Origin of the sequence: Bernardetia sp. Wsw4-3y2, assembly GCF_037126295.1 — a bacterium.
GTDB lineage: Bacteria > Bacteroidota > Bacteroidia > Cytophagales > Bernardetiaceae > Bernardetia.
Genome location: NZ_CP147017.1, coordinates 3,779,127 through 3,797,002, shown reverse-complemented (window position 1 = coordinate 3,797,002; position 17,876 = coordinate 3,779,127). Strand labels below are relative to the sequence as shown.

Here is a 17,876-nt window from a genome sequence, read left to right as displayed (position 1 = left end):
TTAAATAAATAATTAGAACACATTGATTATCTATTTATACCCAAATCAAAAAAATATCACCCAAGTATTTCTTATTTATTTATTAAAAAACATTAATTAAAATTTGTTCTGTAAAATCTACTTTCTCATTGAGGTTATAAACTCTTCCAATAAAGCAGCATTCTTTTGAGCAGGAGCAGTTTCGAACTTACTATTTACATCAAAACCAATACATTTATGATGAATATATCCTTTTAGTTTTTCGACATCTTGTAGAGAAATTCCACCACTAAGCATAAAAGGAGTTTCTAAGTCATACATTTTGAGCGCATCCCAGTCAAATTTATGTCCACTTCCACCATAATTTGGCGTTTGAGTATCAAATAAAAAATAATCTACAAATTCTTCATACAGACTCATATAAGCCAGCGAAATTCCTTCTTTTCCTACTGAAAAAACTTTAATAATTTTGAATCCTTTTTCTTTTAATTTTTGACAAAAAGCAGGAGATTCATTTCCATGGAGTTGTACAAAATCTAATTTCCAATTCTGAGCAATTCTTTCAACTTCAGCATCAGGAGACTCAACAAAAACACCTACTCGTTTGATAGAAGTAGGTAAATTTTTTGGAAGTAATTTATCTACTTGTTCTGTACTCAAATCTGATTGACGTACGTAACGCTTCGAACGAGGATAAAAAATGAATCCTAAAAAATCAGGACAAAGAGAAGCTATTTGCTCAATATTTTGAGCATCACGCATTCCACAAACTTTTATGAGAGGAAAAGACATTTTTTAATAATTAAAACTGTATAGTGTGAGTAGGCAATTTTTTATTTTGTTAGACAAACTAACAGCGTATTTTGTTTGACTAGTATTGGAAAAATGCTATAAAAAAATTACATACTACTAAACTACAAATTTTTGATGGAAAAATAAAATATTTTCTATAAGCTAACCCATTATAAAATAACATACAAGAGACTCTACAAGTATTTTATTTGCAATACTAAAAAAAAATCGCTTACCTTTGCGCTGCGAAAGGGGTGCTAACAATTTTTCCAAAATAAAAATTAGAAGCTGAGATTATACCCTATACAAAATTTTGTAGATGAACCTGAACTTGGTAATGCAAGCGTAGGGATTCGCTCCTCCATTTTATATTTTGGTCTTCGAAACCCTAAGGGTCTTTGAAGTCCCTTAGGGTTTATTCTCCTATCTCCTTTCCGTTTTAATTTTTCTACCAAAAAACACTAAAACAAAACGGAAATTATGAAAAATCTATATTTGATTTTTTCTCTTCTCATTTCTTTATCACTTTCTAATTTTTCTTTTGGTCAATCTGCTAAAAATACAGATACATATTCTATTACAGGAACTGTAAAAGATACAAAAGGAGAAAATCTTATTGGTGCAACTGTATTATTAAATTTCAATAATGGAAGTTTCAGCAAAGGAACAATTACCAATCTGAATGGAGAGTTTATTCTTACAAACCTGTCTTCTGAAATAGGAGAATACACATTAAAAGTTTCTTATATCGGTTATCAAACCATAGAAAAAACAATTGACCTCAATGCAAATACAGTGTTTGATATTGTCTTACTAGATGGAAACACACTTTCCCAAATCATCATTAAATCCTACAGAGAATACCCTGTAACACTTACAGAACTTAATGAAGAACAATTAGAAAAACGTAATTTAGGACAAGACTTGCCAATTTTATTACAATATACACCTTCGGTTGTCAGTACGTCTGATGCTGGTGCAGGTGTGGGGTATACAGGAATGCGAGTTCGTGGAAGTGATGCCACTCGTACGAACGTAACTGTAAACGGAATTCCTTTGAATGATGCAGAATCACAAGGAACTTTTTGGGTAAATATGCCTGATTTTGCTAGTTCTGCTAGTTCAGTTCAGATTCAAAGAGGTGTCGGAACTTCTGTAAATGGCGCAGGTGCTTTTGGTGCATCTGTAAATATTGCAACACAAGAACCACAAGACGAAGCAGGAGCAGAAATTAGTAATTCTTTCGGTTCTTTTAATACTTTTCGTCATAATGTTCAGTTTCACACAGGACTTTTAAAAGACAGAATCAAATTTTCGGGTCGTCTTTCAAAAATTACTTCTGATGGATTTATCGATAAAGCATTTTCAGATTTGAAATCATTTTTTGTTTCTGGTGTCTATCAAAATAAAGTTGGAACAAGTATTAAACTCAATATTTTTGGAGGAAGAGAACAAACTTTTCAAGCATGGAATGGCGTTCCTCAAGAAATTTTAGAAGAAGGAAATCGTACTTACAATGAATTGGCTGGTTATGATAACGAAACGGATAATTATGGACAAGATCATTATCAATTTATTTTTGACCAAAAAATTAATAAAAATTTGACGGCAAATGTAGCACTTCACTACACTAAAGGAAAAGGATATTATGAACAATTCAAGTCCAATGAAGATTTTTCTGATTATGGTTTAGAAGAGATTGTAATTAATGATTCTGTTACAATAAATACTACGGATTTGATTCGTCGTCGTTGGTTAGATAACGATTTTTATGGAACTGTTTTCAATCTAAACTATGAAAGTAGTGCTACAAAGGGCAACGAATCTGTCTTGACTGCCATTGTTGGAGGTGGATATAATGTATATGAAGGTGGGCATTTTGGAGAAATTATTTGGGCAAAATATGCTTCAAATAGCAGTATTAGAGATAGATATTATGAAAATGATGCTACTAAAAAAGACTTTAATTTATTCGGAAAAATAAATTATCAAGCAGTAGAAAATCTTTTTGTTTTTGCTGACCTTCAGATCAGAACTATTGATTACGACTTTTTAGGTTTTGATAATGATTTGAGTAATGTAGAACAAAATGCTAATCTTTCGTTTTTCAATCCAAAGTTTGGCTTGACTTACAAACTAGACAATCATCGTTTTTATGGTTCTTGGGCAAGGGCTAATCGTGAGCCAAATCGTGATGATTTTACAGAATCTACGCCTGCTACTCGTCCGAAAGCTGAGCGTTTGGATAATATAGAAATTGGTTGGAATGGTCGTTTTGAGAAACTTTCTTTGTCAGCTAATTATTATTTGATGAACTATACTGACCAACTGATCTTAACTGGTCAAGTAAATGATGTCGGTTCTTATACTCGTCAAAATGTAGATAAGAGTTATCGTACAGGAGTGGAAATTGTGGCAGATTATCAGTTTAGTCAAAAATTTTCTTGGTCTGCAAATGCTACTTTTAGTCAAAATAAAATCAAGGATTTTACAGAATATTTAGATGATTATGATAATGGAGGACAGCAAGAAAACAAGTATGGAGAAACAGATATTGCTTTTTCGCCTTCAGTTATTGCTGCAAATACATTGTCTTTCCGTCCTTCTACTGGTTTTTCTATCAACCTTCTGTCAAAATATGTAGGTGAGCAATTTTTGGATAACACAAGTACAGACACAAGAAAACTAGATGCTTATTTTGTAAATGATTTACAACTGGTTTATAATTTTTCTTATAAATTCTTCAAAAATATAGAATTGAATTTACTTGTAAATAATATTTTGAGTGAAGAATACGAAAGCAATGGCTATACGTTTGGGTACATTGCAGGAGGAGAAACTACTCGTCAGAATTATTTCTATCCACAAGCTGGACGTAATTTCTTGGTGGGCTTGAAACTTAATTTCTAAATAAGTCATTGTTTTTTGTCGTTGGTGAGATACCGACAAAGGCAGAGGTACAAGCAGTTTAGGAAATACGGTTTGTTCGATTTTTTGGTCGGATAAATCGTATTTTTGTTTTTATTCAACTTTTTTCCCTCAAAGACGGTGAAACCTCGTTGACGGTTGAAAAATAGAACAAAATAAACCGTCGTTGAGACTCAAATGAAATCGTCAACGAGGGTTTATAAAATTGTTTTCATATTAAAACCAAAACATGAAAAACCAAATTCTAGCATTTTGTATACTTTTTCTATTTGTTTCTTGCACTGAAAAGTCACAAGAAAGTCAATCTGAAGTGAGTTTGACAGACATAAATCAAGTAAAAAACGAGGAAGAAAAATCTGACTCGCTCAGTTTGACAGGAATAAAAGAGATTCCTATTGAAGTTTTTGAAAAAACTTGGCTCACTTATCTGTCTGTTATTGGACAAGATTGTTGTTTAGCAGGAGTTGAATGTCTAGCTATTAGAGAAATTCCAAAAGAAATTGAAAATTTAAAAAACTTAGAAACTCTATCATTAACTTTGAATTATATTAGAGAACTTCCAACAGAAATTTTAGAACTAAAAAGCCTTAAAACTCTTGATTTAACAGATAATACTAATTTTTCTGATATAGAAACAGTTAGTAAAATGAAATGGCTAGAAGAATTTTACTGTTATGGTTGTCATCTTTCTAAAGAGGAAGTTGAATATCTAAAAGAACAACTTCCTAATTGTAAAATTGGAGCTAATTATTAGAACTACATTCAAAATATGCCACTATTCCCAATAAAAATATTCAACAATACAAATCAAACTAAAGGAAGAAGATTAGTCATTCCAGATATTCATGGTTGTTCTCTTACTTTTAGAGCTTTACTTCAAAAAATCAATCTTACAAAGGATGATTTGTTGTTTTTCTTGGGAGATTATATCGATAAAGGAATTGACAGTAAGGGAGTGATTGATGAAATTTTGCGCCTTCAATCTGAGAACTATCAAGTTTTTGCGCTTAGAGGAAACCACGAACAAACACTTTTAGAAAGTATAGAAGAATATCCTGAAAACCCTCTTCTTTTTCATAAAGCCTATAAACTAGAAAACTTATTGAATGAAAATGGAAATATAGAAGGCAACTATCATACTTTTCTCAAAAATTTATTTTATTATTTTGAGCTAGAAGATTATTTTTTGGTTCATGCAGGTTTTGATTTTAATGCAGAAAAGCCTTTTCAAGATTTTGATTCTATGCTCTGGATGCGTGATGTATTTTATGATAAAGAAGTAGCAAAGTCTAAAACTATCATATTCGGACACCAACCCACACCACTCATTGACATTCATTATTCTATTCAAAATAATTCTCCTTTAATTTGTCTTGATAATGGAGCAGTATTTTATGATTTCAAAAATCAAGGTTTTGGCAAGTTAATCTGTTTTGATTTGGACACAAAAAAACTTATCATTCAGAAAAATTTAGAGCAAAAAAGATTAGAATCTAATTTGATTTAAATTGTAGAGTTTAAAATTGCCGTATTTTGCTGAATATCAACTCTGTACGGCAATTATATTTTGCAAAAGTCCTATATTTGTTTTTACCACAAAATAAATAATTAGATTTTGTAAAATACACTACAATGATAAAAAAAAATAGCCACAAAAATAGTTTCTTTGACAAAAAAATATTTTGAACAGGAATTTTCAGCTACTTCTACTCTTTTTCAGAACTCTTTTTCAGAATTAGATATTTCTAATGTAGATGAATCTGATACATTACTTTTTGAAAAAATGCAAACTGTATTTTTTCTAGGTCAATTACTAGGTTTGCCTACCTTGAAAAGTATTTTAGTCAAATTTGGTATCACAAGTAGTCAAGTATCCATCAATTACAAAAAGTTGTATAAAAAACTGACAATCAACAAAATACGTGTACTTTATGAATATGTATTTAAAACTCAAGTGGTTCATTTATTGAAAGAAATGGCTTCAAAAGATAGTAGTATTTGGTCAAAAAAAAGAGTTACGGCAGTTTTAGATGACAGTATTTTTCGTCAATGGCTCTCTGAGTTAGGTAGAGAAAATGATTATTTTGGAAGTTTCTTTAGTGGACAGTATCGTGCTACTACTCTAGGCTTTAAAGTGGTTTGTTTTGGATTATATATTGAAGATGTTTTTTATCCTTTATTTTTTGATTTTGTTAGAAAAAAAGAAAAAGCTGATAAAAAAGAACCTATTCAAATAGCTAAAAAATTAGTGAATCGTTGGGGAAAGTTACAAGAAAAATTAGCTAAAGAAAATAGTGTATTACCTTCTATTCATTTTAGTTGTGATAGTGGCTATAGTGATGTTTCATTGAGTGAAGAATGTACCAACCAATCAACAAGTTTGATTTATATTAGTGTACCTAAAAAAAATCATATTATTATAGTAAATAATAAAAAAACAAACTCAAAAGAATATATAGATCGTGTTTTTTTAGAACAAGAAAAAAAACATCAAGAAGCGCAAAGACATCTCAAGGAAGAAGAAAAAACACCTTTTACTTTACGTCTAAAAGCGTTCTATCAATGCCAAAAAAGAGAAGTTGTTTTATTATTTTTTAGGTTAAATGGCTCAAAAAAAGTAAGTGTTATATATACCCCAAATTTGACCGTTTTTGCAAAAACATTACGAAGACATTGGTTCAATAGAACCTATATAGAACAGTTTTTCAAAACACTCAAACACGTATTAAAAATTAGTGAACCTAGAACAAAAAATAAAGAAGAATTTGAAAATAAACTTTTAAAATTTGCATTTTTGGCGATTGAAGTTCAAAAAATAGTCCGATTTATTAGAAGAAAATGTAAACAATTTAAACAAAAAGGATTTATTTCTTTACAAAGGATACTCTGCTCTAACAAAGAAATACTAGACCTTTTGCAAAATCAAATCAATATAAAAACTTGATAATCAAAATAGTAAACTAAAATCAAACTCTACAATTTAAAAAACTATGATTACTATAAAAAAAGCTACTCTCAATGATTTAGAAAACCTAAATCTACTTTTTGATGCCTACCGAGTCTTCTATAAAAAAGAATCTGACTTAGAAGCATCAAAGGAATTTTTGAGAAAAAGAATCCAAAATAATGAATCGGAAATTTTTGTTGCTCAATTTTCTGAAAATAACTCTGAAAAACTTGTTGGTTTTGTACAGCTCTTTCCTATTTTTTCTTCTACTCGTTTAAAACGTTTTTGGCTTTTAAATGATTTGTTTGTAGATATAAACTTTAGAGGAAGAGGAATTTCTATTTTATTAATTGAGGAAGCAAAAAAAATAGCTGTTCAGACAGAGTCAGCAGGTTTGATGTTAGAAACTGACAAAAATAATATAGAAGGAAATCAACTTTATCCTAAAACTGGTTTTGAGTTAGACACAGAACATAATTTTTATTATTGGAGTGAGTAAAATCATAGTAGTTTCTTAAATTTCCAACCCAACTTCCCAAACGAAGACAATGAATTATATTTACTTGTCTGATACATAGAATCCAAATTCATAGATTTATAGAAATTAGGATATTTTTTCTGCAAAGCATCACAATACAAAACAACAGTTTCATACTCTTTAGCTTCAAACAAAACAGGAATTTTTCTATATAAAAACATCTGAATTATTCTGTCTAAATTTATTTTACTAACTATCTGATTAGCAAAATTATAGATTCCATTTGATTCTGAATTTTCTTTAGATTCAATGCCTAATTCTTTTAAAAACTCTATTCCTTCTCTAGCTTCTTTTTTTGTATTGAGTGTATTGAGTAATCTCAAAAAAACACTGTCTTTTTCTACTTCAAATTTACTCCAATCACTAACCGTTTTGCTGGCTGGGTGCAAGCGATAAGCAGAAAAAAGCTCATCTACTTTCAGAATTTCATAATTTAATGCTGTTCGTAATAATAAGTCATAATCCATACAATAATGTAAAGATTCATCTACCAAATTCTTTTGAGCTATACCTTGATTATCTACAATGTAACTTTGGTTTTCAAATATCTCTCGTTTAAAAAAACTGGATGGCTGAGGAAAAGCCATGTGGGTAAAATAATCGATGTCCAAATCGGAATGAAACCCTGCTGTTATTTTGTCATCATATCCTTCTCCAAATGTTTTTGTTTTTCCATGAATAAGTGAAACAGTTGGATTTTCTAAAAAATGATTGGCTGCTGTTTCTAAAGAATTTTCTAACAATAAATCATCACTACAAATCCAAGTCAGAATATCTCCTGTTGCTCTTCGCATTCCTTTATTTATCGCTTCACTTTGTCCTTTATCTTTTTCTGATTCCCAGTAAGTAATATATTTTTCATGTTTTTTTATAATTTCTACAGTATTATCTGTACTTTTTCCATCTATAATAATGTATTCTAAATTCGGATAATTTTGTGATAAGATAGAATTTATTGTTTCTTCTATAAAACTTCCTTGATTAAAAGAAGGCGTAATTATCGTAATTTTGGGTAAACTCATCGTTTTCTTATTCTTTTTATGCTAAAAAAAGTTGTTTAAGAATCAAAATTACGTAAATTTAGGTAGTTATACTTAAAAAAATAATTTCAAAAAAAATCATAAAAAACAGTTAAAATCATATTCAGAATTTATTCCAACTCGTACACCTATAAATTCACGATTATAAATTTAGCAAATGAAAAAAATAGACCAACTATATATTGAATTAGCGACTACTAAAGAACCTGAGCAAATTGTTAAATTGGCTGTTAGTTTTGTAGAAGAATTATTTTTTAGAGGAAAGATAGATGAATCTTTTGAAGCTGGTAAACTAATTGAAGAAAATATAGAAAAAGTACAGGATGAGAAAGAGAATTATCAAGTAAAAGGTATCGGATATTCAAGTATAGGTTTTCTTCAAAGTTCTATTGGAGATAGCAAAAAAGCAATAGAATATTTAACCAAAGCAAAACATTATTTAGAAACTATTCAAAGTAACTATTTAGCTGACCTTTATATGCGTTTGGGCAGTACTTATTGGAATATAGGAAACTACGATGAGGGCTTAAAACTTACTAGAGAAGGGTTTTTATTAGCCCAAAAATTCGAAATGGATAGAACAGTTGGTTTTAGTGCGTATCTTTTAGGAGGTTTTTTTATTGATTTGAAAGATTATGAACAAGCTGAAAAGTATTATAATCGTGCTTATATAGCTTTCGAAAAAATAGAGGAAAATAATGGAAAAGGAAGAATTATAAATGGACTTGCCAATGTACACTACCTTAAAGGAGAGTATGAATTAGCTTTAGAAAAGGCTCATAAAGCATTAGAATTGCATATAGAAGAAAACAATCAAAGTAGTATTTCTAGAGATTATAATGATTTAGGAAAAATCTATGCTGCTAAAAAAGACTATAAAAAAGCATTTAATTACTATGGAGAAGCTCTCAAAATACGACTAGACAATAACTTTTATACGGCTGCTGTTACCACTCTTTCCGAAATTGGAAGTCTGCACTTAGAACTAAGTAATACAAAAGAAGCTATCACTTTTCTCAAAAAAGCAATTGAAGAAGCTGAAAAGCTAGATGCTAAAGCAAAATTATTCCGAATTCATTTGCTAATTAGTAATGCCTATAAAGAAAATAAAAACTACGAAAAAGCTTTTTTTCATTTAGAAAAATACAATGAAATAAAAGAACTTGCTTTAGGAGATGAAAATTCAGTTCGTATAAGAAATTTAGAAACTCAGTTTGAAGCCGAAAAAGCACAACAAGAATCAGAAATCTATCGATTAAAAAATGTAGAACTAAAAGAAGCCTACGACCTTATCGAAGAAAAAAATAAAGACATTACGGCAAGTATAAATTATGCACAACGCATTCAGAATGCTTTTTCCAGTAAAGAATATTTCAATGAGATGTTTCCAGAATCATTTATCATTTACATGCCTCGTGATATTGTGAGTGGAGATTTTATGTGGACAACAAAAATTGAGAATAAAAAAATAGTGGTTGTTGCTGATTGTACAGGGCACGGTGTACCAGGAGCAATTATGACTGTTTTGGGACGTACACTTTTGAATACCATTGTAGAAGATCAGAAACTAACTGAGCCGTCTCAAATTTTGTATGCTTTGGATAAGAGTGTCAGAGAATCGTTGCATCAAGAAACTTCAAATACCAATGATGGAATGGATGCAACTATTTTAGTAATTGATGAAGAAAACAAAAAAATAGAATTTTCGGGTGCAAAACTGCCTTTAGTTTTCGTAAGAAATGGAAAAGCAGAGCGTATAAAAGGTTCTTCTTCTGCTATTGGAGGGAAAACCTATAAAAAAGAAAAACAATTTCAAACACATTATTTAGACTTTCAAGAAAAAGACCGTTTCTTTTTGTTTTCTGATGGCTATCAAGACCAATTTGGAGGAGAAAACAATCGTAAGTTTATGTCAAAAAATCTGATTGCTCATATTGAAGAGAGTTCAAAACTATGTTGCTCTGAACAATATGACTTTTTGAAAAATAATTTCTTAAATTGGAAAGGAGAAAACAAACAAACTGATGATGTAATTTTGGTTACAATAGAATTATAAAAATAATAAGTATTTCTAGTTGAAGCGTCGACGTTTGAACTAGAAAAGAAAAATAACAAAACCCTATTCAAAAATGTGGTCAATCATAAAAAACACCTTTCTTACTAATCGCTTTTTTTATGCCATTACGGCTTGTATTTGTCTTTTTATTAGTGCTTTTTGGTTTCCTCCTTTGTTATGGATTGCCAAAATTGCGTTAGCAGCCTTGGCTGTCTTGGCAACTGCTGAAGGAATTATGCTTTTTCATCCAAAAATGAAACTAAAAGCCGAACGCCTTTTGAATCCAAAACTTTCTTTAGGAGATGCAAATCCTGTTCGTTTAATTGTAAAAAGTGAATATCCTTTGCCTGTTGAGATAGAAATTTATGATGAATTGCCTTTTCAGCTTCAAGTACGAGATTTTGGTATTACGACAAAGCTACAACAAGAAAAGCCAGAGGAAATATTATATCACGTAAAACCCACTGAAAGAGGAATTTTTAATTTTGGAGATATAAATCTCATTGCCAAAACTCAAATTGGACTTTTAAAACGACGTGTCCAAGTTCCTGCTCAATACGATACGGCTGTTTATCCGTCGGTTATGCAGATGAAAAAATATGAATTGATGATGTTTTCGAATCTAAGTATGCAAAATGGAGTTCGCAAACTTCGCAGAATTGGACATAGTTATGAGTTTGACCAAGTAAAAAATTATGTTCGTGGCGATGACTTTAGAAGTATCAACTGGAAAGCAACAAGTCGTAGAAATGAACTGATGGTAAATCAATATGAAGACGAACGCTCACAACCTATTTATTTGATTTTGGATAAAAGTCGTGTTATGAAAATGCCTTTTGAAGAAATGACTTTGTTAGATTATGCCATTAATTCTACGTTAGTAATGTCAAATATTATCCTTCAAAAAGGAGATAGAGTAGGATTGATTAGTTTTTCGAATACACTAGATTCAAGGATAAAAGCAGAACAGCGTTCGGGACAGCTAGGTAAAATAATGGAATCCTTATATCGTCAAAAAACGGAATTTTTAGAAGCTGATTATGACTTGATGTATGATGGAGTTCGTCGTCTGACAAATGGTAGAAGTCTCTTGATTTTCTTTACCAACTTTGAGAGTATGAGCGCACTCAAACGCAACTTACCAACACTTAGAAGACTTAATAAACTACACCTTTTAGTGGTTGTCTTTTTCCAAAACACCGAACTTACTGATTATTCAAACCTTCCCACAACTGATTTAGAAGATATTTATAGCCAAACTCTAGCACAAAAATTCTTAGTAGAAAAACGTAGAATGGTAGATGAACTCAAAAAATATGGTATTCAGTCGGTTCTCACTCGTCCAGAAGATTTATCGGTCAATACAGTGAATAAATATATGGAATTGAAGGCTAGAGGGATGATTTAGAATGAGTTTATCTTACAAGTTTTGAGTATCATAGATATATAGACTTTGTAAGAAGTATAGTATGAAAAATAAAAGAGCTAAATAGTTATTCAAAAGATAGTTATATAAGCTATCTATCCAAATCTTCTAAAACTAGCATTTCCCTTCTATTTTTGTTATCTTTAAAATTTTGCATTTTACAGACTTATCAAAAACAGGTTTTAATGGATTTACATTGGATAGATATTAGTATTTTTATTGTTTATTTTATTGCTCTTTTAGCTATTGGTTTCTATTTTTATCGTACCAACAAATCAGACGAAGATTATTATGTAGGTGGGCGAGGACTTTCAGCAGGACATATTGGACTTTCCGTAGTAGCAACAGATGTAGGTGGAGGTTTTTCGATAGGACTAGGTGGACTAGGTTTTTCGATAGGAATTGCAGGAAGTTGGATGTTATTTACAGGTCTTTTGGGGGCATGGTTAAGTGCTGTTTATTTAATTCCCAAAATTTATCCCATTGCTAGAAAGAAAAAACTGCTTAGTTTTCCACAAGCTGTCGAACATTATTATACAAGAGATGTAGCACTTGCTGCAGGAATTATCTCTCTTATTGGTTATGTAGGTTTTTCTAGTAGTCAGATTTTGGCTGGTGCAAAACTGGCTTCAGCTACTTTTCCAAAAGCTATCACACTAGAACAAGCTGTTTGGGCAATGGGCGTTGTGGCTGTTCTTTATACAGTATTTGGAGGAATAAAAGCTGTTATTTATACCGATACAGTGCAATGGATTATCTTACTTACTGGACTTGTCGGAATTGGTCTTCCAATGGGTTATTTTTTCGTTGGTGGAATGGAAGGAATAAGAGAATATTTACCTGCTCAAATGTTATCTTTCGGAAATATTACGGTTTCTCAAGTCATAAATTGGCTTATTACGATTGTACCGATTTGGTTTGTCGGAATGACACTGTATCAACGAATTTATGCAGCAAAAGACGAAAAAACAGCGATTCGTGCTTGGCGAATTGCAGGTATTTTCGAATATCCGTTTATGGCTTTTATGGGTGTTTTGTTAGGAATGTTTGCTAAAGTAGCTTATTTACAAGGAGCTTTTGCTGAGGCAGGTTTTTCGGTGGCGACGGCTGCAACTAATCCTTTAGATGCCGAAATGGGATTGCCTCTTTTACTTCGCACCATGCTTCCTGTTGGTTTGATGGGACTTATGCTTTCAGCTTATTTTTCTGCCATTATGTCGACGGCAGATAGCTGTTTGATGGCTGCTTCTGGAAACTTAATGACAGATATTATTGGTCGTTTCAAAAAGAAAATGGCAAGTAATTTAGTTCTTTCTCAACTTCTTACTTTTGTAATTGGTGCTTTTGCAATTGTACTTGCATTGCACATGCAAAACGTTTTAGAATTGATGCTTTATTCGTATGCTTTTATGGTTTCAGGTTTGTTTGTGCCTGTTTTGGCTATGCTTTTTATCAAAAATCCAAGTCCTACTGCTGCCTTAGTAGCAATGATTGGAGGAGGAACAACTACCCTAATTTTGATTTTAATGCAGAAGTTAGAAAACTTGAAATTACCTTATGATTTGGATGCAAATCTTTTTGGAATAACTGTTTCTATTATACTTTTTGCAATTGTTCATATATCAGTTTCTAAGAAGTAGAACGTATTTTTTCTAGTTCAAGTTTCAATGCTTGAACTAGAAAAATAGTATGAGTATACAAATTATTAAGCATTCATATTTTTCCATTCCAAAAAACGCATATCTAGTATTTTGGCTACTTTTTCATAATTTTGCCACGTGTCTTCTACTAGATACATGCAATCGTGTTGAGGAAAAATTTTTCTATAATCTTCAATATATTTTCCAGTTGCATAATAGGCATCCGTAAATTTTTTGGCTTTTGGATTGAGCATATCATCAGAAATAACACCATCCCAAAGTTCACTAAAAATACAGCAAGAAATAGTACGTTGCATAAGATGTCTGATTTGCAAACCTGCTTCATCTTCAAAATCTTCACTGGCAAGGTCATTTTGAACTATCCATCCTAAAAACATGCCGATGTGTGTATGTGCATGAGTAAGAGAAAGATCCATAAATTCTTCTTTCTTTTGGTGGTCGTTGGCTTTATCGTATAGCATTTTTTTTATTTTTACTTTGATTTATTTTTTTATAAATACATATCGTAGTATTTTATGAATAACTCTTCGATTACTTCTTGTAAGTTTTCATATTCCTCTGAGTTCTGTTTGTTTAATAAAAGATAAGCACTATTCTTTTCATACTCTTTATGTTCAAAAAGTTTTGGAGAAAACAAATTGAGCATTATTTTAACGTATAACTTAAATCTTTTAGTGTTTCCTATTTCTTCACCTTCTGAATTTGCACCTATAAAACCAAAAGAAGATAGATTATCTTTTTTATAAAGCCAAATCATGGCTTCAACACTTGTGGCTATTACACGAGTAGCATCATTTAATCCACTTAATAATTGATATTTCTTTTCTGATTGTTCATGGTTTTTTAAGTAAAATTTAATGACAAAAACTTTATGTTCATATTCCTCCACTCTTATAATATACCTATGATTAAATCTACATTTAAAGGAAAATTTGTGAAGTTTTAGATAAGGCTCTGTTGGCGTTTTGGTATGACCTTGATAATTAAATTTGTAAGCATTATCAAACATAGTTTCTATTTTTTAGAGTTTATATTGATATGCTTTTGTTCTTCTTTCCCATAACTCCTCTTCTGAAATTGACCTAAATAAAGAATCTTTTTTATTTGGAGAATCTAGTTTTTCAAATTCTTTTTTTACCTCTCTACAATACCACTCAGCAGGTAAATATATTATTCTTACAGGGTAAAAAATAAAATACCATATTTTATCTTTTTCTTTTAATTTTTTAAATAGAGTAGTGTTTTCTGTAGCAACTGGTAATACCAAATCATAAACAATTCTACTTTGTCTATACTCTTTAGCATTTGTGAAATTGATTTCCTTAGAAAGGATTTTATATGTTATGCAATAAATAATTAAAGCAATCATCCAAGAAGCCAAATATAAAATAGGGAAAAATAAGACAACTAACAGAACTACCAAAGTATCTTTAAAGTATTTTGATATATTATTTTCTATAAACAATGACTCAATAGTTTGTAATAAACTATGCGATAATTCTAATGGTGCAGTATTCATGAGGTATAAGTTTATTTAAAATCTATAACCCTAACCATAATTAAAAAATTAAAGTTTTGCAGTTCAACCTTTGAAAAAATAAGTAGCTCATAAATTTATATAAGCTACTTAGTTTTAAAATTAAAATACACAAAAATCAATCTAAAAAATTAATTCTTAATACAATTCAGGAAACTGTTCTGGATTAAACTCATGCATCAAATTATAAGCAGCTTCTGTAATGTCTTCTGGATTAGGTTTAGAGAAATAATCTCCATCTGTTGCATACGCAGGACGGTGGTCACGAGCTGATATACAAACTGGCTTAGAATCTAAGAAACGATACGCATTTTGTTCATCTAAAACTTTTTGCATCATATAAGCTGTCCCTCCACCTGATACATCTTCATCTGCAAAAATAACACGATTGGTCTTTTTGATAGATTCCAAAATGGCATGATGACGATCAAAAGGAAGTAAAGTCTGAACATCAATAACTTCAATATTAATTCCTAATTTTTCTAACTGCTCGGCTGCTTCCATCACAATTCTACACATAGAACCATACGTAACCACAGTAACATCTTTTCCTTCTCTCAAAATCTCTGGAACTCCTAAAGGAACAGTAAATTCTCCTACATTATCAGGTGTTTTTTCCTTCAAACGGTAGCCATTCAGACATTCAATGATAAGTGCTGGGTCATCAGATTTGAGCATCGTGTTATAAAAACCTGCTGCTTGTGTCATATCACGAGGAACTAAAACATAAATTCCACGCAATGCACCCAAGATAGTTCCGATAGGCGAACCTGCGTGCCAAACACCTTCTAAACGATGTCCACGAGTACGAATAATCAATGGAGCTTTTTGTCCTGCTTTTGTACGGTAACGCAAACACGCCAAATCATCAGATAAAATTTGTAAGCCGTACAGCAAGTAATCTAAATACTGAATTTCTGCAATCGGACGCAATCCACGCATTGCCATTCCAATTCCTTGTCCCATAATAGTAGCTTCACGAATACCTGTATCAGTAATTCTGCTTTCTCCAAACTGCTCTTGCAGACCTGCAAAGGCTTGATTTACATCACCAATTCTTCCTACATCTTCTCCAAAAGCAACAACTAAAGGATTGTTTTCAAAAGCATTGATAAAACAAGATTGTAAAACTTCTCTTCCATCAACTATTGGACTCTCATCGCTATATGTTGGCTTTATTTCTTCTACTTTTAAAGCTGAAAGTTCAGTTTCAGAATGCAAATGAGAATTATAACGGTCGTAATTTTCTTCTTTTGTTCTGTCTAAAAATAATTTTAAATCTACACGAATTGGATTTTCTAATTCATTTTTCAATGTTCTCAAAGCTGCTTTTACGGCTTTGATTGTATCCAAACGCATGGCATTAAGCGTAGTTTTTAATGTCGAATGAATTTCTAGTAATTCATTTTTGACAGCATTATTTGAAGACTGATTTGCGCCTTTTTCTAATAAATTTAATGCTTCATCTTGGTCTGCTTTCATAGCTTCATTGAAGGCTTTCCAAGCATAATTTCTTGCATCTCTAGCTCTAGCAAATGATGTTTTTTCTATTTCATCTAATTCTTCTTCGTTTGCAATGCCTTCTTCTAAAATCCATTTACGCATTTGCACCAAACAATCAAATTCTTTTTCAAACTCTAAGCGTTCTTTTGGCTTATAACGAGTATGCGAACCCGAAGTAGAGTGTCCTTGTGGTTGTGTAACTTCTTCTACATGAATCAAAACAGGCTGATGTTCAGTTCGACAAAGATGAGCTGCTTTTGCATAAACTCTACACAATTCTGCATAATCCCACGCTTTTACTTTAATAATTTCGTAACCTTTGTTATTTTCATCTCTTTGAAAACCTGCCAAGACATCCGAAATACTTTCCTTTGTAGTTTGATATTTTTTAGGAACAGAAATTCCATATCCGTCATCCCAAACAGACATTAAAACAGGAACTTGCAAAACACCCATTGCATTAATAGCTTCCCAAAAAAGACCTTCTGAGGTAGAAGCATCGCCAATTGTTCCAAAGGCAATTTCATTTCCATTTTTAGAGAAGTTTGTATATTCTGATAAAATATCAGCATTTTGACGATATGTTTTTGAAGCCAAAGCCAAACCAACCAAACGAGGCATTTGTCCTGCTGTTGGAGAAATATCTGCACTAGAGTTGTATTGCTCAGTTAAGTTTTTCCAATTACCATTTTCATCTATTGAACGAGTAGCAAAGTGTCCGTTCATTTGTCTTCCTGCTGATGCAGGCTCTACTTCTAGGTCTGTGTGAGCATAAAGCTGTGCAAAATATTGCTCTAAAGTAATTTCTTCTAATGCCAACATAAAGGTTTGGTCACGGTAATATCCCGAACGAAAATCTCCTTTTTGAAACGCTTTTGCCATTGCAATCTGTGGAACTTCTTTTCCATCTCCAAAAATTCCGAACTTGGCTTTTCCTGCAAAAACTTCCTTTCGTCCTAATAAACTGGCATTTCGGCTTTCCCACCCAATTCGATAATATTTTAAAACATCGTTAGGGTCAAAACTTGTATTTTGGTTTGTAGACGAGTTTGTATTTTTAGGAGTCGATTCTTTCAGCGTTTCTTTTGTTTGCATAACTTTAGGTGGCTTATTTTTTATAGATTTTATATGTGTGTTTATTTTTTTGTATTCTTATCTTAACCGTCGTTGAGTTTCAAATGAAACCGTCAACGAGGAAAATAGTATTTTGTGTTCTTACAAATTTAACAAACCAAACGCAGATTTGGAAATTTGAGAATTTAATAAAATTAAGAGTTCATAAGACATTCATTTTGAGGTATTTATATTTTACAATAGCTTTTATAAGCTCTTAATGCTATTTTCTTCGTTTTTGTTTTGGAGAATTTGGAAAATTCAGAAGAGATTTTAGAAATTTTAGAAATTATAAAAAAGATAAAATTTATTTTACTTTAAATTTACAATACTACATATAGACATCATTAGGAAGT

Annotated in this window: 14 protein-coding genes and 1 riboswitch; of the genes, 8 read left to right on the top strand and 6 right to left on the bottom strand. The window is 31.2% G+C overall.

Annotated features, from left to right (window positions below):
* Positions 1-117 precede the first annotated feature (117 nt).
* Positions 118-771 carry a phosphoribosylanthranilate isomerase gene (locus tag V9L05_RS15595; protein ID WP_338792349.1) on the bottom strand — a complete coding sequence of 218 codons (654 nt, stop codon included), beginning with the start codon at positions 769-771 and terminating at the stop codon, positions 118-120.
* 240 nt (positions 772-1,011) lie between these two features.
* Positions 1,012-1,140: riboswitch (TPP riboswitch) on the top strand.
* 111 nt (positions 1,141-1,251) lie between these two features.
* Here V9L05_RS15595 and V9L05_RS15590 point away from each other — a divergent pair.
* The 5 genes from V9L05_RS15590 (at position 1,252) to V9L05_RS15570 (ending at position 7,145) form a co-directional block, all read left to right on the top strand.
* Positions 1,252-3,681, top strand: a complete 2,430-nt coding sequence (locus tag V9L05_RS15590) for a TonB-dependent receptor (RefSeq protein ID WP_338812777.1) — start codon at positions 1,252-1,254, stop codon at positions 3,679-3,681.
* Positions 3,682-3,928: 247 nt separating this feature from the next.
* Positions 3,929-4,453: a hypothetical protein gene (locus tag V9L05_RS15585; RefSeq protein ID WP_338812776.1), complete on the top strand. Its 525-nt coding sequence runs from the start codon at positions 3,929-3,931 to the stop codon at positions 4,451-4,453.
* A gap of 15 nt (positions 4,454-4,468) precedes the next feature.
* Entirely contained in the window at positions 4,469-5,206 is a 738-nt protein-coding gene (locus tag V9L05_RS15580) for a metallophosphoesterase family protein (protein ID WP_338812775.1), read from the top strand.
* A gap of 159 nt (positions 5,207-5,365) precedes the next feature.
* Positions 5,366-6,643 carry a hypothetical protein gene (locus V9L05_RS15575; RefSeq protein ID WP_338812774.1) on the top strand — a complete coding sequence of 426 codons (1,278 nt, stop codon included), beginning with the start codon at positions 5,366-5,368 and terminating at the stop codon, positions 6,641-6,643.
* 46 nt (positions 6,644-6,689) lie between these two features.
* Positions 6,690-7,145: a GNAT family N-acetyltransferase gene (locus V9L05_RS15570; protein ID WP_338812773.1), complete on the top strand. Its 456-nt coding sequence runs from the start codon at positions 6,690-6,692 to the stop codon at positions 7,143-7,145.
* Positions 7,146-7,147: 2 nt separating this feature from the next.
* Here V9L05_RS15570 and V9L05_RS15565 read toward each other — a convergent pair whose 3' ends face one another.
* Positions 7,148-8,206: a glycosyltransferase family 2 protein gene (locus V9L05_RS15565; RefSeq protein WP_338812772.1), complete on the bottom strand. Its 1,059-nt coding sequence runs from the start codon at positions 8,204-8,206 to the stop codon at positions 7,148-7,150.
* 175 nt (positions 8,207-8,381) lie between these two features.
* On the opposite strand from V9L05_RS15565, the gene V9L05_RS15560 reads away from it, so the two are divergent.
* The 3 genes from V9L05_RS15560 to V9L05_RS15550 all read left to right on the top strand — a co-directional run bounded on the left by V9L05_RS15560 (position 8,382) and on the right by V9L05_RS15550 (position 13,346).
* Positions 8,382-10,280: a tetratricopeptide repeat protein gene (locus V9L05_RS15560; RefSeq protein ID WP_338812771.1), complete on the top strand. Its 1,899-nt coding sequence runs from the start codon at positions 8,382-8,384 to the stop codon at positions 10,278-10,280.
* Positions 10,281-10,353: 73 nt separating this feature from the next.
* Complete coding sequence (locus V9L05_RS15555; RefSeq protein ID WP_338812770.1) at positions 10,354-11,688, top strand: DUF58 domain-containing protein; 1,335 nt, start codon at positions 10,354-10,356, stop codon at positions 11,686-11,688.
* Positions 11,689-11,891: 203 nt separating this feature from the next.
* On the top strand, positions 11,892-13,346 hold the full coding sequence (locus V9L05_RS15550) for a sodium:solute symporter family protein (protein WP_338812769.1): 1,455 nt from the start codon (positions 11,892-11,894) through the stop codon (positions 13,344-13,346).
* Between the two features lie 65 nt (positions 13,347-13,411).
* Here V9L05_RS15550 and V9L05_RS15545 read toward each other — a convergent pair whose 3' ends face one another.
* From V9L05_RS15545 to V9L05_RS15530, 4 genes are all read right to left on the bottom strand, one after another.
* The gene (locus tag V9L05_RS15545; protein ID WP_338792358.1) at positions 13,412-13,828 is read right to left on the bottom strand and encodes a hypothetical protein; all 417 of its coding nucleotides are present in this window, start codon (positions 13,826-13,828) and stop codon (positions 13,412-13,414) included.
* A gap of 29 nt (positions 13,829-13,857) precedes the next feature.
* Positions 13,858-14,376: a hypothetical protein gene (locus tag V9L05_RS15540; RefSeq protein ID WP_338812768.1), complete on the bottom strand. Its 519-nt coding sequence runs from the start codon at positions 14,374-14,376 to the stop codon at positions 13,858-13,860.
* Positions 14,377-14,388: 12 nt separating this feature from the next.
* Positions 14,389-14,886 carry a hypothetical protein gene (locus V9L05_RS15535; RefSeq protein ID WP_338812767.1) on the bottom strand — a complete coding sequence of 166 codons (498 nt, stop codon included), beginning with the start codon at positions 14,884-14,886 and terminating at the stop codon, positions 14,389-14,391.
* Between the two features lie 156 nt (positions 14,887-15,042).
* The gene (locus V9L05_RS15530; protein WP_338812766.1) at positions 15,043-17,502 is read right to left on the bottom strand and encodes a thiamine pyrophosphate-dependent enzyme; all 2,460 of its coding nucleotides are present in this window, start codon (positions 17,500-17,502) and stop codon (positions 15,043-15,045) included.
* Between the last annotated feature and the right edge of the window lie 374 nt (positions 17,503-17,876).

Bases quoted from the DNA above. Each gene is read 5' to 3' on its own strand.
- V9L05_RS15595 (WP_338792349.1), bottom strand. From the start codon at position 771: ATGTCTTTTCCTCTCATAAAAGTTTGTGGAATGCGTGATGCTCAAAAT.
- V9L05_RS15590 (WP_338812777.1), top strand. From the start codon at position 1,252: ATGAAAAATCTATATTTGATTTTTTCTCTTCTCATTTCTTTATCACTT.
- V9L05_RS15585 (WP_338812776.1), top strand. From the start codon at position 3,929: ATGAAAAACCAAATTCTAGCATTTTGTATACTTTTTCTATTTGTTTCT.
- V9L05_RS15580 (WP_338812775.1), top strand. From the start codon at position 4,469: ATGCCACTATTCCCAATAAAAATATTCAACAATACAAATCAAACTAAA.
- V9L05_RS15570 (WP_338812773.1), top strand. From the start codon at position 6,690: ATGATTACTATAAAAAAAGCTACTCTCAATGATTTAGAAAACCTAAAT.
- V9L05_RS15565 (WP_338812772.1), bottom strand. From the start codon at position 8,206: ATGAGTTTACCCAAAATTACGATAATTACGCCTTCTTTTAATCAAGGA.
- V9L05_RS15560 (WP_338812771.1), top strand. From the start codon at position 8,382: ATGAAAAAAATAGACCAACTATATATTGAATTAGCGACTACTAAAGAA.
- V9L05_RS15555 (WP_338812770.1), top strand. From the start codon at position 10,354: ATGTGGTCAATCATAAAAAACACCTTTCTTACTAATCGCTTTTTTTAT.
- V9L05_RS15550 (WP_338812769.1), top strand. From the start codon at position 11,892: ATGGATTTACATTGGATAGATATTAGTATTTTTATTGTTTATTTTATT.
- V9L05_RS15545 (WP_338792358.1), bottom strand. From the start codon at position 13,828: ATGCTATACGATAAAGCCAACGACCACCAAAAGAAAGAAGAATTTATG.
- V9L05_RS15540 (WP_338812768.1), bottom strand. From the start codon at position 14,376: ATGTTTGATAATGCTTACAAATTTAATTATCAAGGTCATACCAAAACG.
- V9L05_RS15535 (WP_338812767.1), bottom strand. From the start codon at position 14,886: ATGAATACTGCACCATTAGAATTATCGCATAGTTTATTACAAACTATT.
- V9L05_RS15530 (WP_338812766.1), bottom strand. From the start codon at position 17,502: ATGCAAACAAAAGAAACGCTGAAAGAATCGACTCCTAAAAATACAAAC.